Source organism: Mucilaginibacter sp. dw_454 (genome assembly GCF_018449775.1).
In the GTDB taxonomy this organism is placed as follows: Bacteria; Bacteroidota; Bacteroidia; order Sphingobacteriales; family Sphingobacteriaceae; genus Mucilaginibacter.
The window spans coordinates 575,396-590,320 of the sequence record NZ_JAAVVB010000001.1 but is presented as its reverse complement, the minus strand read 5'-3'; the positions used below and the strand labels follow the sequence as shown (position 1 = coordinate 590,320).

At 42.9% G+C, this 14,925-nt stretch carries 13 protein-coding genes, 1 tRNA gene and 1 riboswitch; of the genes, 5 read left to right on the top strand and 9 right to left on the bottom strand.

From position 1 onward, the window contains the following. Positions 1 to 3 precede the first annotated feature (3 nt). The gene (locus HB679_RS02680) at positions 4 to 1,395 is read left to right on the top strand and encodes a hypothetical protein (protein WP_214070388.1); all 1,392 of its coding nucleotides are present in this window, start codon (positions 4 to 6) and stop codon (positions 1,393 to 1,395) included. A gap of 26 nt (positions 1,396 to 1,421) precedes the next feature. Here HB679_RS02680 and trxA read toward each other — a convergent pair whose 3' ends face one another. The 6 genes from trxA to HB679_RS02650 all read right to left on the bottom strand — a co-directional run bounded on the left by trxA (position 1,422) and on the right by HB679_RS02650 (position 5,299). Further along, on the bottom strand, positions 1,422 to 1,739 hold the full coding sequence (gene trxA / locus HB679_RS02675) for a thioredoxin (RefSeq protein WP_214070387.1): 318 nt from the start codon (positions 1,737 to 1,739) through the stop codon (positions 1,422 to 1,424). Positions 1,740 to 1,827: 88 nt separating this feature from the next. Next, a complete protein-coding gene (locus tag HB679_RS02670; RefSeq protein WP_214070386.1) occupies positions 1,828 to 2,634 on the bottom strand; it encodes a phytanoyl-CoA dioxygenase family protein in 807 nt (268 codons plus the stop codon). A 243-nt stretch (positions 2,635 to 2,877) separates the two neighbouring features. Then, a complete protein-coding gene (locus HB679_RS02665; protein WP_214070385.1) occupies positions 2,878 to 3,654 on the bottom strand; it encodes an SDR family oxidoreductase in 777 nt (258 codons plus the stop codon). A 12-nt stretch (positions 3,655 to 3,666) separates the two neighbouring features. Continuing rightward, on the bottom strand, positions 3,667 to 4,086 hold the full coding sequence (locus tag HB679_RS02660) for a hypothetical protein (RefSeq protein WP_214070384.1): 420 nt from the start codon (positions 4,084 to 4,086) through the stop codon (positions 3,667 to 3,669). Between the two features lies 1 nt (position 4,087). Next, positions 4,088 to 4,160, bottom strand: a tRNA-Cys gene (locus tag HB679_RS02655). Between the two features lie 8 nt (positions 4,161 to 4,168). Further along, positions 4,169 to 5,299: a cysteine desulfurase family protein gene (locus HB679_RS02650; protein ID WP_214070383.1), complete on the bottom strand. Its 1,131-nt coding sequence runs from the start codon at positions 5,297 to 5,299 to the stop codon at positions 4,169 to 4,171. Positions 5,300 to 5,360: 61 nt separating this feature from the next. Further along, positions 5,361 to 5,472, bottom strand: a riboswitch (SAM riboswitch). Between the two features lie 263 nt (positions 5,473 to 5,735). Between HB679_RS02650 and HB679_RS02645 the strand changes: the two genes are divergently transcribed. The 4 genes from HB679_RS02645 to HB679_RS02630 are packed head-to-tail and all read left to right on the top strand — an operon-like array spanning position 5,736 to position 10,402. After that, the gene (locus HB679_RS02645) at positions 5,736 to 6,671 is read left to right on the top strand and encodes a PIG-L family deacetylase (protein ID WP_214070382.1); all 936 of its coding nucleotides are present in this window, start codon (positions 5,736 to 5,738) and stop codon (positions 6,669 to 6,671) included. Positions 6,672 to 6,678: 7 nt separating this feature from the next. Continuing rightward, a complete protein-coding gene (locus HB679_RS02640) occupies positions 6,679 to 7,707 on the top strand; it encodes a hypothetical protein (RefSeq protein ID WP_214070381.1) in 1,029 nt (342 codons plus the stop codon). A 42-nt stretch (positions 7,708 to 7,749) separates the two neighbouring features. Next, entirely contained in the window at positions 7,750 to 8,919 is a 1,170-nt protein-coding gene (locus HB679_RS02635) for a creatininase family protein (protein WP_214070380.1), read from the top strand. A 1-nt stretch (position 8,920) separates the two neighbouring features. Then, positions 8,921 to 10,402, top strand: a complete 1,482-nt coding sequence (locus HB679_RS02630) for a DASS family sodium-coupled anion symporter (RefSeq protein ID WP_214070379.1) — start codon at positions 8,921 to 8,923, stop codon at positions 10,400 to 10,402. A 144-nt stretch (positions 10,403 to 10,546) separates the two neighbouring features. On the opposite strand, the gene HB679_RS02625 is transcribed toward HB679_RS02630, so the two are convergent. From HB679_RS02625 to HB679_RS02615, 3 genes are read right to left on the bottom strand one after another with little or no spacing between them, the layout of a single operon-like run. Further along, positions 10,547 to 12,148 (bottom strand): hypothetical protein, encoded by a 1,602-nt coding sequence (locus tag HB679_RS02625; protein WP_255547526.1) that lies wholly within the window; start codon positions 12,146 to 12,148, stop codon positions 10,547 to 10,549. A gap of 34 nt (positions 12,149 to 12,182) precedes the next feature. Then, on the bottom strand, positions 12,183 to 13,547 hold the full coding sequence (locus HB679_RS02620) for a DoxX family protein (RefSeq protein WP_214070378.1): 1,365 nt from the start codon (positions 13,545 to 13,547) through the stop codon (positions 12,183 to 12,185). An 11-nt stretch (positions 13,548 to 13,558) separates the two neighbouring features. Next, positions 13,559 to 14,923 carry a RagB/SusD family nutrient uptake outer membrane protein gene (locus HB679_RS02615; RefSeq protein ID WP_214070377.1) on the bottom strand — a complete coding sequence of 455 codons (1,365 nt, stop codon included), beginning with the start codon at positions 14,921 to 14,923 and terminating at the stop codon, positions 13,559 to 13,561. Positions 14,924 to 14,925 lie beyond the last annotated feature (2 nt).

The following is a 14,925-nucleotide window of genomic DNA, read 5'->3' as shown; positions in this document are numbered from 1 at the left end:
ATCATGAAAAGTTATCTTAAAATTTGCCTGTTCGCTTTAATAGCGCTGGTTGCAAACAGCTCTTTGGCCCAGGTTACTCCAAAACAGCAAGCAGCCATGGAGAGAGCTAAAACAGATTCATTGACGAAAGTTAATTACCGGGAGACACTGCAAAGCTTAGGCATTAAGTTACCGATACTTCCATCTATGGCAGACGATCCAAACCGGCCTAAAAATTCAATTTCAAGAAGTGATGGCAGTGGCTATACTGATGCTCACGGCCAATCACTCCATCGCACGCTATGGGGTACCTGGGTTAATTATGATGAAGATAAAGCGAATGACTATACCCTGCCCGATCCATTGGTATTAAAAAATGGAAAACCGGTTACCAGCGCTAAAATATGGTGGCAGCAACGTCGCCCGGAAATTGTGGACGATTATGAAAGCCAGGTATTTGGTCGCGTGCCTAAAAATACCCCTAAAGTTACTTTTAAGGTAAGCGATATCGATAAAACAGCTTTGGATGGTACCACGATAAAAAAAACTATTACCGGCCACATTGATAATTCGGCCTACCCTGCTGCAAAACCGCAAATTAATGTCGCACTATACCTGCCTGCCAGGGCAACCGGTGCGGTGCCGTTGATGGTGATAGCCTCTTCGAATACAAAAGGAAATAACGAGACCATCAAACTTTTAATCAACGCTGGTTGGGCAATAGCCTATTTTGATACCAATTCAGTACAGGCCGATAACGGGGCCGGATTAAGTGAGGGAATCATCGGGTTGGTGAACCATGGCAAATTAAGAAGCCCGGAAGATTGGGGTGTTTTGAGAGCATGGGCCTGGGGCTTAAGCCGGGCATTAGATTACTTTGAAACCGACAAAACCATCAATCCTAAACAAATTGGCATTGAAGGGCATTCACGCTGGGGAAAAACAGCCTTGTTAGCCGGCGCGATGGACACCCGTTGGGTCATTGTATTTGCCAGTTGTTCAGGATCGGGCGGCGCATCATTGGAAAAAAGAAACTTTGGCGAAAACCTGGGTTTGATTGCCGCCGAAAACGAATATCATTGGATGGCTCCAAATTTCATCAAATATGGCGGCGACTGGAAAGCGTTCCCGGTTGATGCGCATGAAATGATGGCTCTGGTAGCACCAAGACCATTATTTATCACCGGCGGAACACAAGATATCTGGGCTGATCCTTTGGGCGAGTTCAAAGCTTGCGTTGCAGCAACGCCTGTGTATACGTTATTAGGTAAAACAGGGATCGTTTCCAAGGAACTGCCGGCACCGGATGTCGCATTGCTTAATGGCGAATTGGCATTTCGTGAACATGCAGGCGGCCATACTGACTCGCTGGATTGGCCGACTTTTGTTGAATTCGCGAAAAAATATTTTAAATAACCATTACAAAAGCGAAAGAACTATTATTAAACAAACCGATTAAGTTTTTCAGCTAAAATATTCTTAGGTACCGGACCAGCTTGTCTATCGACTAACTCCCCTGACTTAAAAAACAGTAACGCTGGCACATGCGAAACTTTATAGCGCTTGGCGGTTAAAGGATTTCGCTCAGCATCGATCTTAGCGATTATAGCCACTTCTTTATAATCAGTGTACATTTCATCTATAACCGGACTGATCATTTTACAGGGGCTACACCAGTCGGCCCAAAAATCAAGCAATACCGGTTTTGTCGACCGAAGCACCAATTCCTCGAAGTTTTCATCTGTTATTACGATTGCCATGGTACTATTTGATTGTCTGTGCTACGGGTACTTGCAAGGCTTTTTTTCTGACGAAGTAGCCTATGATCAACGCTATCAACATAACTACTTATTTAACTATACCTGCAAAACGTTGATAAAAAGCCGTCGTACTATCGGCATGCTTAGGTTGATATTTTCCGGCAATAATTGGAATATATATCACGCGCCTGCGGCTGGCCTCGCCAACTATAGATGACTGCGCTACGCGGTGCCATAATCTGCCATCGTGGATGGTCAAATCTCCGGCTTTTGGTAAAATGGCTATTTCGTCTTTATCGGTATCGTGGTCAAGGAAATACTTTTTTCGGAACAAAAGTTTATAGATGCTTTGCTGATGTGTGCCCGGCAACAGACGTAATCCCCCATTTTCAGGACGGGCATCACTTAAATGAATGCCGACATTCAGCATCGGGCTTAATTTTTGACCTAAAAATATGTCGCGCAAACCATCGGTATGCCAACCCATTTTGGTGAACTTACTTAGCGGGCCATTAATGTAGTGATTTAACACCATACCATCTTTCTCATTTATACCCAAGCGTGCATCGGGGCCAATTAATTTAAGCAGTAATTTAAACCGGTCATCTCTGGTTAGCTCTTCAAAAGCTGGATGTTGTTGGTTAATAAAGGCAAAACGTTGTACAATTGGAGCGCCATCCACGTCATAACCATATTTAATGGGCACGCCATTTATTTTTTTAGTGTTGTTTATCAGCAGTTTTTGCTGCACAGCTAATGAAGCATCTATTAATTGGTCGACGGTTTCTTTTTCGAAAAAATTCTGAAAATGGATATACCCGTTTTCGTTAAAAAATTGTTTTTGTTCGGCGGTAATTAAGCCGCCAAGGCTATACCTTGAATAAGTATTGTTCATAAAAATGGAGAAATATTAACGTAAGAAAATTATAGCCCGCAAGCTGAGGCCACTATTAATTCGAGATCGAATTGAGATGATCAATTAACAACAACAACACATACAGGCGTTCTCCTGGGCGAAGAACATTGGCCCGAAATGTTTAAAGGATATATTGTTTTTTTAAATTCATTAATATCTATTAAGTCTATAGATTAAGTAAAGATAATTATAATATTAAATAATCAAATAAAAATTGAATAATTATTTTTCATACAAACCACCACCTATCCGTTCTACAAAACTCTTGCTTACCAACCTAACCGCAAAGGCAGATAGCTTGTTAAGTGTTCCGGGTATTATCTCTGCTTTTTTTGCAAATAAGCCTTTTACCGCTACGTTAGCTACCTCATCAGGACTCATGTTAAACTTCTCTGCAAGGTCTGCAAGTTTATCCATGCCCGCACGTTTGGCAAAACCGGTATCTGTGGGGCCGGGGCATAAACAACTAACACCAACGGGGCCTTTTCTTAATTCATAGCGCAATGCCCGACTAAAAGACAGCACAGCAGCCTTACTCGCCGAGTATAATGCCAGCGTCGGTACGGCCTGGTAAGCGGCAGTACTGGCCACATTCAGGATATACGCTTGTTTTTGCTTTGACAGCAACGGCAGTAGCTGATGACTTAAAGAAACTACAGCATCAATATTCAATCTTAACATCTGTAGTTGAGTATCGAGTGACAATTCTGCAAATTTACCCCATAAGCCAAAGCCCGCATTATTAACTAAAATAGAGAGGGGGTAATTGAGATCTTTTATCCACTGCACAACCTCGTCAATGCCTTTGGTTCCGGCCAGGTCGGCAGTATAATAAACGGCTTGCACGCTATAATCTTTTTTGAGCGTTTCGGCAAGCAATTCAAGCTCAGTTGTCGATCTTGAAACCAGCAGCAAATTATATCCCCGTTTCGCTAACGTTAAAGCTATTGACCTGCCTATACCACCGCTTGCACCCGTAACTAACGCAAAATCTGACATACTGCTCTTTATTTAATTTAAAGGTAAGGCCTCAACCAATACATCCCAATGGGCTATAACTAATTCAAAGCGGTGTTGCTCTGCTTTTTCATAAACTTCCTTATCCGGAAAGAGTTGCTTTTTATACGGGTCGACAATGCTGTAATCCAGGGCCAGGTGTTCTGTTTTGAAAGTAATGACTACTTTAAAATCCCAACGAGTATCCTCGCCGCTATGAACTATGGGCGTCTCTGCTTTGATGCTTATTACATCACCTTTTTCTTGTAGTTTTTTAAGCAACGGATAATGATTTTTCTTCCACAGCGCTATAAACTCATCGCTATACCCCCACTTCACTTTATAATAGCTTTCAATGGTTAAAGGTTTGTCGGTTTGCGCAAAAACAGACACGCTGCTAAGCAACAGGCACGCTATAATTATTATTTTTTTCATGAGGTGTGAGGGCGGGATCGAACCGCCATATTGAGCTTTTGCAAACCTCCGCCTAACCACTCGGCCACTCCACCTTATTTTATTATGCAGCTACAGCCTGATATACTACAGCCAATTTCCCGGCAACCTGGTCAATCTCTTCTGCAGTATTAAAATGCGAAAATGAAAAACGGATAGCCGTACGATCCGGATCTACCCCCAAAGCCTGCAATACCGGCGATACCGAACCTGTACAACACGCACTGCCGCCCGATACCGCAATCCCTTCGGTATCCAGATAACGCAACAAATCTACACCGGCAGCCGGAAGACTTGCACTAAGCACCGTATAAATACTTTTATTTGCTATTGCAGATTGACCGTTGAATTGTACTTCGGGCAAAAGCTCAGTTAGTTTGTCAATAAGCTTGCTTTTTAATTGTTGAACATAGCTTTGATGCGAAGCGAGTTTCTCGTTTGCGAGCTGCAGCGCTTTGGTCATGCCCACAATACCCGGTAAATTTTCGGTGCCCGCCCTCGACTGTTTTTCCTGCCCTCCACCATGAATTAATCTTGTCAACCCCTGGCCTTTACGGCAATACAAAAATCCCACACCTTTTGGACCATGAAATTTATGTGCAGAAGCGGCCAGGTAATCCACTTTTAGTTGTGACAGATCAAAGGCGTAGTGCCCCATTGTTTGAACGGCATCGGTATGAAAAACCACTTTATATTTTTGGCACAATTGTCCAATTGTTTCAATATCATTCAAATTACCCACCTCGTTATTACCATGCATTACCGATACCAGGTTACGGGTATTGGTGCGTAATAAGTATTCCAAATGATGCAGATCAAGGTTGCCTGATGTATCGTGTTTAATAAAACTTATACGTGTATGGTATTGACGGCTCAATGCTTTCAAAGTTTGCAATACAGCGGGGTGCTCGAAAGATGTGGTAATAACATGATCAATCTGCCCGCAAGTTACTGCCGACACGATAGCCAGGTTATCTGCCTCAGTACCGCCTGACGTAAAAACAATTTCTTCGGCATCAGCCCCAATCAAATTAGCTATGGTTTTGCGGCAGGCTTCCAATGTAGCCTTAGCCTCGCGCCCAAATTGATGGTGCGATGAAGGGTTACCAAAATGATTTAATAAATAAGGTGTCATGGCGGTTAATACTGCCGGCTCTAATGGTGTGGTTGCTGCGTTATCCAGGTAAATACTCATAATTTTTATTTTAAATGTTTATTTCCAGAAAGCGCCGGGCGGCTGCCTGTTTAATCATTCAATCTTATCTTTCTCCTTTTTTCGGAGTAGGATTTGGCACCTTTTAGCATGGTAAAATGTTACAGGTTGCCAAGACGTCATCGGGCCTTTCCCTCGGTCTTTCTGGATAAATTTTATTAAAGAACTGCTGCAAATATACAATTAATCTATAATTCCTATAGAATTTATAGATATTTTTTGAAAAGACAAAATTATCGGTTACGTTTGTGCTGTTAAGCAAATTTAGATGTCGCAAAAAACAGCTCAAATCATATCGATCGATACCGTTTTTATACAGAATGCGCCGGGCTGCTGTTGTTGCTGCCGTTAATACCCGCGTTACCTTGCCCCCTATCTTTTAGCACGCGCTGTGCCTCATTACTTTAAATCTGTCCCCATGAAAAATAATAGAATAAACTATTTATTGTTATTGCTGATGCTACTATCGCCGATAAAGTTATTGGCTCAATCGGGTCATCGTGTGCTTGTCGTAATTGCCCACCCTGACGATGAAAGCATACTCTCAGTAACGTTATATAAGCTGGCTAAAGAGCAGCACACCACGGTCGACCTTTTCGTGATTACTAATGGCGAAGGCGGTTACAAGTATTCAACGCTGGCCGAGCAGTATTATGGCTGCAAATTAACCACCGCAGCCGATGCTAAAAAGAGACTGCCTGCCATCCGTAAAAAAGAGCTTCGCGAAGCCGGTAAAGTTATCGGCATTACTAACTATTATTTTGCCGACCAGCCGGACAGCCATTATACGTTAAACGAGCACGAATCCTTAGACACCAGCTGGCAGGTAGCCAAAGTAAAGAAGCGGTTGCATGATATTTTAGTGCGTAATCATTACGATGATGTATTCTGTCTTTTACCCGAAGCCGATACGCATGGCGGGCACAAAGCTGCTACCCTATTAGCTTTAGACGCTGTAGCAGCATTACCTGCCAATCAACGTCCGCTTATTTTTGGTGCCGCTTTGCGGGATAAAACAGACAACGCCAGGACATTTAATGGCTTGGGCACCTATCAGTTGACACGTACAGATAATCCGCTACCCTCTTTCGTGATAGACCGTACAGTAAGTTTTAGCTACCAAAATCGTATCAACTACAAGATCATAGCTAACTGGGAATTGGCCGCACACAAAAGCCAGGGCGCTACGCAAATGACTATAAACGATGGTGATCTGGAAGAGTTTTGGAGTTTTTCTATTAACAATACAGACAAAAAAGTTGAGGCTGACACTTTATTCGCCCGTTTGTGTCAATCGCCTTACAAAACTAAAGTTAGCAGCGCGCCAATAAATTCGCTTGCTTATAAACAATAAATTTCCGATGAAAACACATCTACCCGTACACCTTAGATATACATTGATCACCGCTGTATGCCTGTTAACCGTTCAGAAAGCAAATGCGCAACAAGAATTAGCGGCGCACTTTGAGCGTTATCATAATACAGAAAAAATATCGACCCCGCCTACTGTTGCCGGATTGACCAGAAGAGCTGAAAAACAGCGACTTCTTGACTTCCTAAAAGAGCTGAACGTACCGGCCGTACCCTACAATGAACCTGCCGATAAACAATGGAACAAATTAGCCGGGCTGTTTACCCGGTTAAAGCTGTATCCACTGGCAATGAAATGCTACTTAAAAACTTTAACTCCCGACAGTTTGGTTAATGACGATATCCCTGTAACGGGCGATGACCAGTTAAGTGTGGCAAGTCAGCTCAAACAACTTGGAAAGAACACGAAAGCTGCAAACTCCAGCATCATACAGGTTAATCATATCCTGGAAACGTTTCACGACGGCAAGTCCGCGCTTGCCTATGCTATGATCCTGCATGTTAAACAACCTATTCGCGGCACCACCAGGGTGCATAAACTGGCCAACACCGGGCATACCTTTATTACATTGATTAAGTTTAATACAGATTCATCTTACACAACCTTGTCCTTTGGTTTTGGGCCGCGTAAAGACAACCTGCTTTCGGCTACGCCGCTGATACCTTCAACCTCGTCAAAGTTTACAGACGATGGTAGCCATGAGTGGGACGAGGTGGTTGGTAAATTTATTTCGAAACGCCGGTTTGAAAAGATCCTGGAACTAACCCACCAATACGACGGGCTTGCTTATCACCTCAGCACTAACAACTGCACAGATTTTGGTTTAAAAGCCGCCCAAATGGCGGGACTTAATATAAGTGATACCAAAGGTACCTGGCTATTGGGTGGCGGCAATAATCCGGCTAACACCGGCGAGAGTATCCTGCTGGGCAAATTTAGCAACGCAGATACCGGAAACTTAGACCAGTTATACATCGATACGGCCCAGACTATTCCAATCAATCTCAATAAAAATTAAAACCTGGCTTATCTCAGGAAATATTTAAATCAATTATATACTATGACAAAATTCAACTTTCTCACAATTATTTTATTTGCTTTTACTTCGACAACCTACGCGCAAACCGATGGCGACTGGTATGGGTCTGTATCCAGAAACGGACGAACAGGCAGCGTATTAGCTTTGCATTTAAAGGGCAAGAATGCCACTGTAGATTTTCTGTCCGAACAAAAAAATGATCAGAAACCATCAGAGGTCGACATCAACGACAAATCAATTTACCTGGTATTGCCCGAACGCGAAATAGCGATAGAAGGTACGCTAAACGATAAGGCCGAACTGGTAGGCAATGTTATTTACAGCGGCAAGCCTTATGCCATAATCTTTACAAAAAATAAGATTGAAGCCGCTACGCTCGAAAAAAAACGAGGTGGACCGGACGTCGAATTTTCCGATAAATCCATGTCGCCAGATCCGGATACCAAAAGGGTGATCCCCAAATCTGCTTCACTTTTTATAGAAGAACTTACCTGGCTGGATGTTCGGGACAATTTGCGCGAAGGAAAAAACACTATCATCATAGGTACGGGCGGCGTTGAACAATCGGGCCCGTACATCCCGACAGGAAAACATACTTACATAACCAGGGTGCTTGCTAAACGCATTGCCGAAAAGTTAGGAAATGCATTAGTTGCGCCGATAGTACCGTTTGTACCCGAAGGCGGTTTTTATCCGCCAACCGGGCACGTTAAATATCCCGGCACCATCAGTGTACGTGAAGACACCTACGAAAACCTGTTAAGCGATATCGCTACAAGCTACAAGGTGGAAGGCTTTAAAACCATTGTTTTTTTTGGCGATAGCGGCGGTAATCAATGGGGCATGTACCGGGTTACTAAAGCGCTAAACGACAAATGGAAAGGCGACGGTACCCACGTGATATTCGTGCCTGAGTATTATGACAATAACCGCCTGTCTGCCTGGTTGAAAACGCAGGGCATAGAAGAAGGTAATGAAGGGATACATGATAACTATAAAGTCGAATCACAAATCATGGTGCTTGACCCGGCCCTTGTCAGAGCGCAGCAGCGTATAGAAACCGGTCATTTTTCAATTAATGGTGTGCAGCTTGCCCCGGTTGAAAAAACGGTTGAAATGGGTAAAAAGATAGTCGACTACCAGGCAGATATTGTAGTGAAGCACGTGCAAAAGGCATTAAGCGAACAGTAAAATGACATCGCTTACAAAGGCTTCCTGGAAAAGTTATATTTCTTTAATAGCCGGTCCGCTGCTGTTTGGCATCATCGTATTATTCAAACTGGTCTCTGCCGATGCGCATATCCGTAACACAGTAGCCGTAGCGGGATGGATTTTGATCTGGTGGGTTACAGAAGCAGTACCCATCCCGGTTACAGCTTTGTTGCCGCTGGTGTTGTTTCCAATTATGAGGGTACTCGATCTGAACGCTACCGCGGTTAACTACGCCAACCCTACTATATTTCTGTATATGGCCGGCTTTATATTTGCCCTGGCCATGGAAAAGCATAAACTCCACATCCGGATAGCTTTATACATTGTGCGCTTTGTAGGCACCAAAAGTAACCGGATTGTATTGGGTTTTATGATTGCCACAGCTTTTATTAGCATGTGGGTTAATAATACTGCCACCACGTTAATGATGCTACCCATTGCAACCTCGGTATTGACACTAATGGAAGACGAATTTTTAAGCGCAGGACTGGAAAGCGATTATAAAAATTTTGCTAAAAGTGTATTGCTCAGTGTGGCCTATTGCGCCAGTATAGGCGGCATGGCCACCATCATTGGCACGCCAACCAACGCCGTTTTGATCACCTTCTTCAAGCAATTCTATCAAATAGATATATCTTTTGCAGGATGGTTTTTGGTTGGTTTCCCGGTATCCGTTGTTATGCTTATTGCTGCTTATTTTATTATAGTTAAGCTTTTGTTTAAGGTAAAAACTCAATCATTACCCGGCACGCAAAATATGCTCGATGCTAAAATCAACGAGCTTGGTAAAATGTCTTTCCAGGAATATGCCATAAGCACGGTGTTTATTATCACTGCCCTGGGCTGGGTACTGCGAACGCCGTTTATAGAATGGTTTGGTTTAAACTTTTTGAATGATACCATCATAGGGCTATCCGGAGCTTTACTGCTTTTCATGATTCCTGACCCTGCCAGCGACACTCGTTTTTTGTTTGACTGGGGCAGTATGAAGAAATTGTCATGGGGCATTTTATTTCTGATAGGTGGCGGGCTGGCCCTTGCAAAGGCCCTGGAAAACTCGGGAATTATTAAATTGGTTGGTCATGCCATTACTGCAAACGGCATTAGCGGCACGTTTATTTTAGTGGCGATATTAATAGTTGTAACCTTATTATTAAAGCAATTTATAGGCAATACAGCGCTGGCAACCATCATGCTGCCTATGGCATTCGGTGTAGCAAACGCAACCGGTATCAATCCAATTTTGTTGGGCGCCCCGGTTACCCTGGCCTGCAGTTGTGCATATATGTTGCCCATGTCAACTCCCCCTAATGCCATTGTTTTTACAACCGGTAACGTCTCCATAAAAGATATGATGCGAAGCGGCTTTTTACTGGTGATCGTATCCTTCCTGGTGTTACTGGCAGCTTATGGGTTATACAGCCAGATGCTATATGGAAGTTTAAAAGTATCCGGCAAATAAGTTCCGTTTATTGCTGCTGAGTTACTAAACGCTAACTTAAAAAGCTTTTTTTTAATAATGATTTTAAAAAGCAAAGCCCCCTACGCCAAAGGGGGCTTACGCAACGAATCAGAAACTAAAACGCTGAAGAACTTAAATAGAGGGCTAGTAGCTACCAGCCTGTAATTTGCTTGGCGTTAACGCATAGGGTTTATTAATCCTGTCAAGCACTACATAAATAGAATCCTTTTTCTCGTTGATTCCTTTCAGGATCACATGCGAACCATCAGTGGTACTATAGGTCAGAATCATGTGGTCGCGCTTAAACGGATCCTTTTTCTCGGCAGCTATACCACGTGTGCGGCGGGTTGACTGAGCGATTTTGTTAATTGCCGTATTTTCATCGCGGATGTTAGCCAGGGCTTCCTTAGGGATCCGGTTTTGAACAACTTCTTTCTTACGTTTCAAAACAGTGTTCTTACTCCTTACACCACCCGAGCCAAGTGCACGTGTATTTTTATCCTGCAGATACAAAGTATGGTTAACTGTATCAGCATCGTAATAAAACACACGTTGGCCACCACCTACGCCCGAGAGTTCGAACGTACGGTTAATATCGCGCATAGGCGCGCCACCACCGTTAGAAAGGTCAAGCCAAACCGGTTTATTAACCCGGTAAGTTAATGTCGACCATTTTTCAAAAGTCACAGCGCTCCAGCGTACAGAATCTTGAGGATTGTAAGGGATTTCGTGATTGTTGATCTTAAACTCAGTTACATTGTAGTTTCCACGCAGAGTTTTAATACCACTGGTAGATGGTTGTTTATACGGGTCGTATTTCCAGTTGATGAACTGCAGGTAGAAAAACAAGATCAGGAATACATAGATGAAGGCTGTTTTTACACCAATACGTGTGTACTTAATCCATTTGGCCGACAGATCAGGATAAAAGTTCTGCGGAATCGTATACTTTTCCAATACCAAAAGGCTGTATATTTTCGGTACATCATAAATAATCAAAAACGACGAGGTTAATACAAAGAATGAAGCGTACACATGCACACCGCCATTGTAAGAAAAATTAACAAAAGTAATGTCGGCCAATGCGCCAAAAAGCAATACTGAGCCTAATAAGGTTGTTCTTCTGAAAAAGAGCAACGCGCCGGCAGCAACTTCTACTACACCGGCAAATATCTCATACCAGGGTACAATACCCACTTGCAGCCAGTAAATTTTTTGAGCGGTGATATCGCCAAAATTTGTATTTAAAACCCCTAATGAAGGATAAGGCAATTGTACCGGCAAAAACTTGGTAAAACCAAAGCCTATAATACCGATAGCAGCACGATAACGTACGATAACACGCAACCAGTAATATAACCTGTCGTATGATTTATTTTTGTTATCAATAGCGCTCCAAATCAAACCACCTATTATACCTATGGCGAAAGCCTCAACCCAATCAATGTAACCTAACAGGTTATAAGCCGGATTTGAGAACCGGTAAATTGACGGCGAGTATAGGGTTAAATCATAAAGGTCGCGGTAATGCAGGTTAAACCAATCTATTGTAAAAAGGGTTTTATACCATGCCGCCGTAAAAGGCAAAGACATGATCAAAAAGAACACAAACGCTATCCTGAATAAAACTCTTTGATAAGGTTTCCAGGGTACCGGTGTTTTGGACGCTATGGTCAATTTTTTTCCTCCAGTCGGCTTAACCACCTGCGTCGGTGTTGCTATAACAGTTTCATTTTCTGTTGACATAATAATTTCTTTTTATGATGATGAAATGGACTGATTAGAGTTTGATTGACTTATCGCGGCCCTTTTTGGCAACTTCCTGCAACAGATACTTTTTATCAATCTTATCTAAAACAGCATAAACCGAATCCTTACCTTCAACACCCGACAGTACGAATCTGGTACTATCAGGCTGTGTATAGTGTAATATGATCTGGTCGTTTTTATAGTTACTGTTTTTGTTTTGCAGTTTAAGCACCTGGTTTACGCTGTCTACAACGTAGCTGTAGTATTGCCTGCCGGTAGAGCCTGCTAATTCATAGTTCCTTTCCGGGTCTTTGTAGTTAACTTCTTCAGTAAGTGCCGAATCTAATTTGACAGGTTTATTTACTGCAATGCTGATAGTAGCCCATTTCTCGAACACAAGGTTTGTCCAACGCGAGGTGTCGGTAGCCGAATAAGCCAGCGTATCTTTATTCAATTTGAAACTGCTTACATTATAAAACCCGGCAGCGTCTTTTAATCCTGCTGCTTTCGGAAATTGATAAACATCATTATGATAAGCCGAGTAGGTTTTAAATCCGTAGATCACAACAAAAAATAAAATGAATACACTTTTAAGTACCAAACGCGCGGGTTGCCATTTTTTTGGTAACGATGGCTGAAAGTGATTAGGCTGGGTAGGTCGTTCAAAACCAATCAGGTTAACTAAGCGAATGATATCGAATGATAATAACAACAGACCAAGGGAGATCAGATACAAGGCATAAATAGCCTCGCCCCCATCATAAGCCAAATTTGAAAAGAATACGTTGCCTAGAAAGACCACGATGATCAATGCACCTATAGTTGCAGTTTTCCTAAATAGCAAAAGCAAACCACCCACTATCTCCACCAAGCCCAAAAACGATTCATAAGTAGGTACAATGCCCAGGCTTAATGAAAATATTTTCCAACGGGTAAAGTATCCGTAAGGTGTATTTAAGTTACTGATAGATGGAAACGGCGCCTGCAACGGGAAAAACTTGATAAAACCGTAAGCGATAATACCTATCGCCAAACGGTAGCGCACAATCACCCGCAGCCAGTAATATAGCTTATCGTAATCAAGTGTTTTCTGTTCTCGAAACGACCAGATTACCGCACCTATTCCTGCAAGAACCAACAGCACAACCCAATCGATATAGGTGTTAAGTCCCCAGCCACTGGCAGCATGGCTGCCAATGATCTGAGGAGTATAACGGCTAATATAAAATATATCACTAAACTGAAGATGTAACCAATTGATGGAAAACAAATTGCGGTAATATTTCCAGTCGAACGGTACAGCTTGCAATATGAAGTAAATGAACGCAATACGAAATATCGCCTTCTCAAAACCAGACCAATCCGACTGGTGTGAGGATGTTATTACTTTACTCATTGTTTCGTTAATTAATGGTACCCTGGATTTTGAGGTATATTAGCGGTTACCTGGTCAAACGGAATAGGCAAAAGGAATTTATTAGGATCTGTGATACCTAAAACTGCGGCTGCTCTGCCTGTGCGTACCAGGTCAAACCAACGATGGCCTTCTTCAGAAAACTCCAGGCGGTTCTCGTTTTCAATTGCCAGTAATATATCTGCCTGGCTGATTGCTGTTGTAGGCGGTAATCCTGCACGATCACGCACAGCGTTCAAATCAGTAGATGCACTGCCTGCTCCTATCAGATTATTTTGTTGCGCACGGGCTTCGGCACGGATCAGATACACCTCGGCAATACGTATAACGTAGGCCGGGTCTGTAGCCGGACTGCGATAGTAAAGATTACCATACCATAAACCGGCAGAAGTTTTAGCAATGATGGTGTTGCGATTTCCACCTATGGTAGGATCATTAACCAACGTAATAAACGCCGGGCTTGGCGCCCATTGGCGTGTACCACCATTCGCAGGCGGCTGCCAGCTTCCGCGCTCGCCATTGGTATAGGTGGCGCTGTAAGCTAATTCAAAAACAGATTCTTTGGTAGCTACCGCATTATTGGCAAACCACGCACTATAAGGTTTTAATAAACTGTAATTGGTGACGTCGCCCAACACTTGGGTAGCATATTTTTCGGCGTTTACCCAGTCTTTTTGGTATAGATAATACCTGGCTTTAAGCGCCCATGCCGTTTCGCGATTAGCCCTTACAGGGTTTTGAACAGTTGGCAAAGGCAACAAAGGCTCGGCTGCGTTCAGGTCACTCAATACCTGCGCGTAGGTATCTGCCAGGCTGCTGCGTTTAATATTATTTCCGTCGGAAGATGTCACTGTTGGAGTAGTTACTATAGGTACCCCACCCCATGTGCGGGCCAAATCAAAATAGCTTAGTGCCCTTATAAAATAGGCCTCGCCAATTAACTGGTTCTTTTCAGTTGCAGTAAGCGCAATATCATTAACTGCAGGGATTTTCGCTATAGCATTATTTGCCCGGTTAATGGTGCTGTAGATGCCCGACCAAACACCTTCAACAGTGGCATTATCCGTCTTTACGTTATGAGAGATAAAATCTTGCACAATGGATTGAGAACCCGTCCATTGCACATTATCACCACCGAAGTAACCTATCGACACAAAGCTTGAGCCGTAATAACTGTCGCCCGCCAATCCGCGGTATATACCACGAACAGCCGTTTCGGAGGATGATTTATCAAAAATAGTTTGATCGTCAGAAACTGCATCCTTAGGCTTAACGTCCAGGAATTTCTTGCAGGATTGGATCCCGGTAATCACCAGCATCGCCGGAATTATATAGGTAATTTTTTTAAACGTTTTCATAT

Coding starts and splice junctions, on each gene's coding strand:
- HB679_RS02680 (WP_214070388.1), top strand. CDS start 4: ATGAAAAGTTATCTTAAAATTTGCCTGTTCGCTTTAATAGCGCTGGTT.
- trxA (WP_214070387.1), bottom strand. CDS start 1,739: ATGGCAATCGTAATAACAGATGAAAACTTCGAGGAATTGGTGCTTCGG.
- HB679_RS02670 (WP_214070386.1), bottom strand. CDS start 2,634: ATGAACAATACTTATTCAAGGTATAGCCTTGGCGGCTTAATTACCGCC.
- HB679_RS02665 (WP_214070385.1), bottom strand. CDS start 3,654: ATGTCAGATTTTGCGTTAGTTACGGGTGCAAGCGGTGGTATAGGCAGG.
- HB679_RS02660 (WP_214070384.1), bottom strand. CDS start 4,086: ATGAAAAAAATAATAATTATAGCGTGCCTGTTGCTTAGCAGCGTGTCT.
- HB679_RS02650 (WP_214070383.1), bottom strand. CDS start 5,299: ATGAGTATTTACCTGGATAACGCAGCAACCACACCATTAGAGCCGGCA.
- HB679_RS02645 (WP_214070382.1), top strand. CDS start 5,736: ATGAAAAATAATAGAATAAACTATTTATTGTTATTGCTGATGCTACTA.
- HB679_RS02640 (WP_214070381.1), top strand. CDS start 6,679: ATGAAAACACATCTACCCGTACACCTTAGATATACATTGATCACCGCT.
- HB679_RS02635 (WP_214070380.1), top strand. CDS start 7,750: ATGACAAAATTCAACTTTCTCACAATTATTTTATTTGCTTTTACTTCG.
- HB679_RS02630 (WP_214070379.1), top strand. CDS start 8,921: ATGACATCGCTTACAAAGGCTTCCTGGAAAAGTTATATTTCTTTAATA.
- HB679_RS02625 (WP_255547526.1), bottom strand. CDS start 12,148: ATGTCAACAGAAAATGAAACTGTTATAGCAACACCGACGCAGGTGGTT.
- HB679_RS02620 (WP_214070378.1), bottom strand. CDS start 13,547: ATGAGTAAAGTAATAACATCCTCACACCAGTCGGATTGGTCTGGTTTT.
- HB679_RS02615 (WP_214070377.1), bottom strand. CDS start 14,923: ATGAAAACGTTTAAAAAAATTACCTATATAATTCCGGCGATGCTGGTG.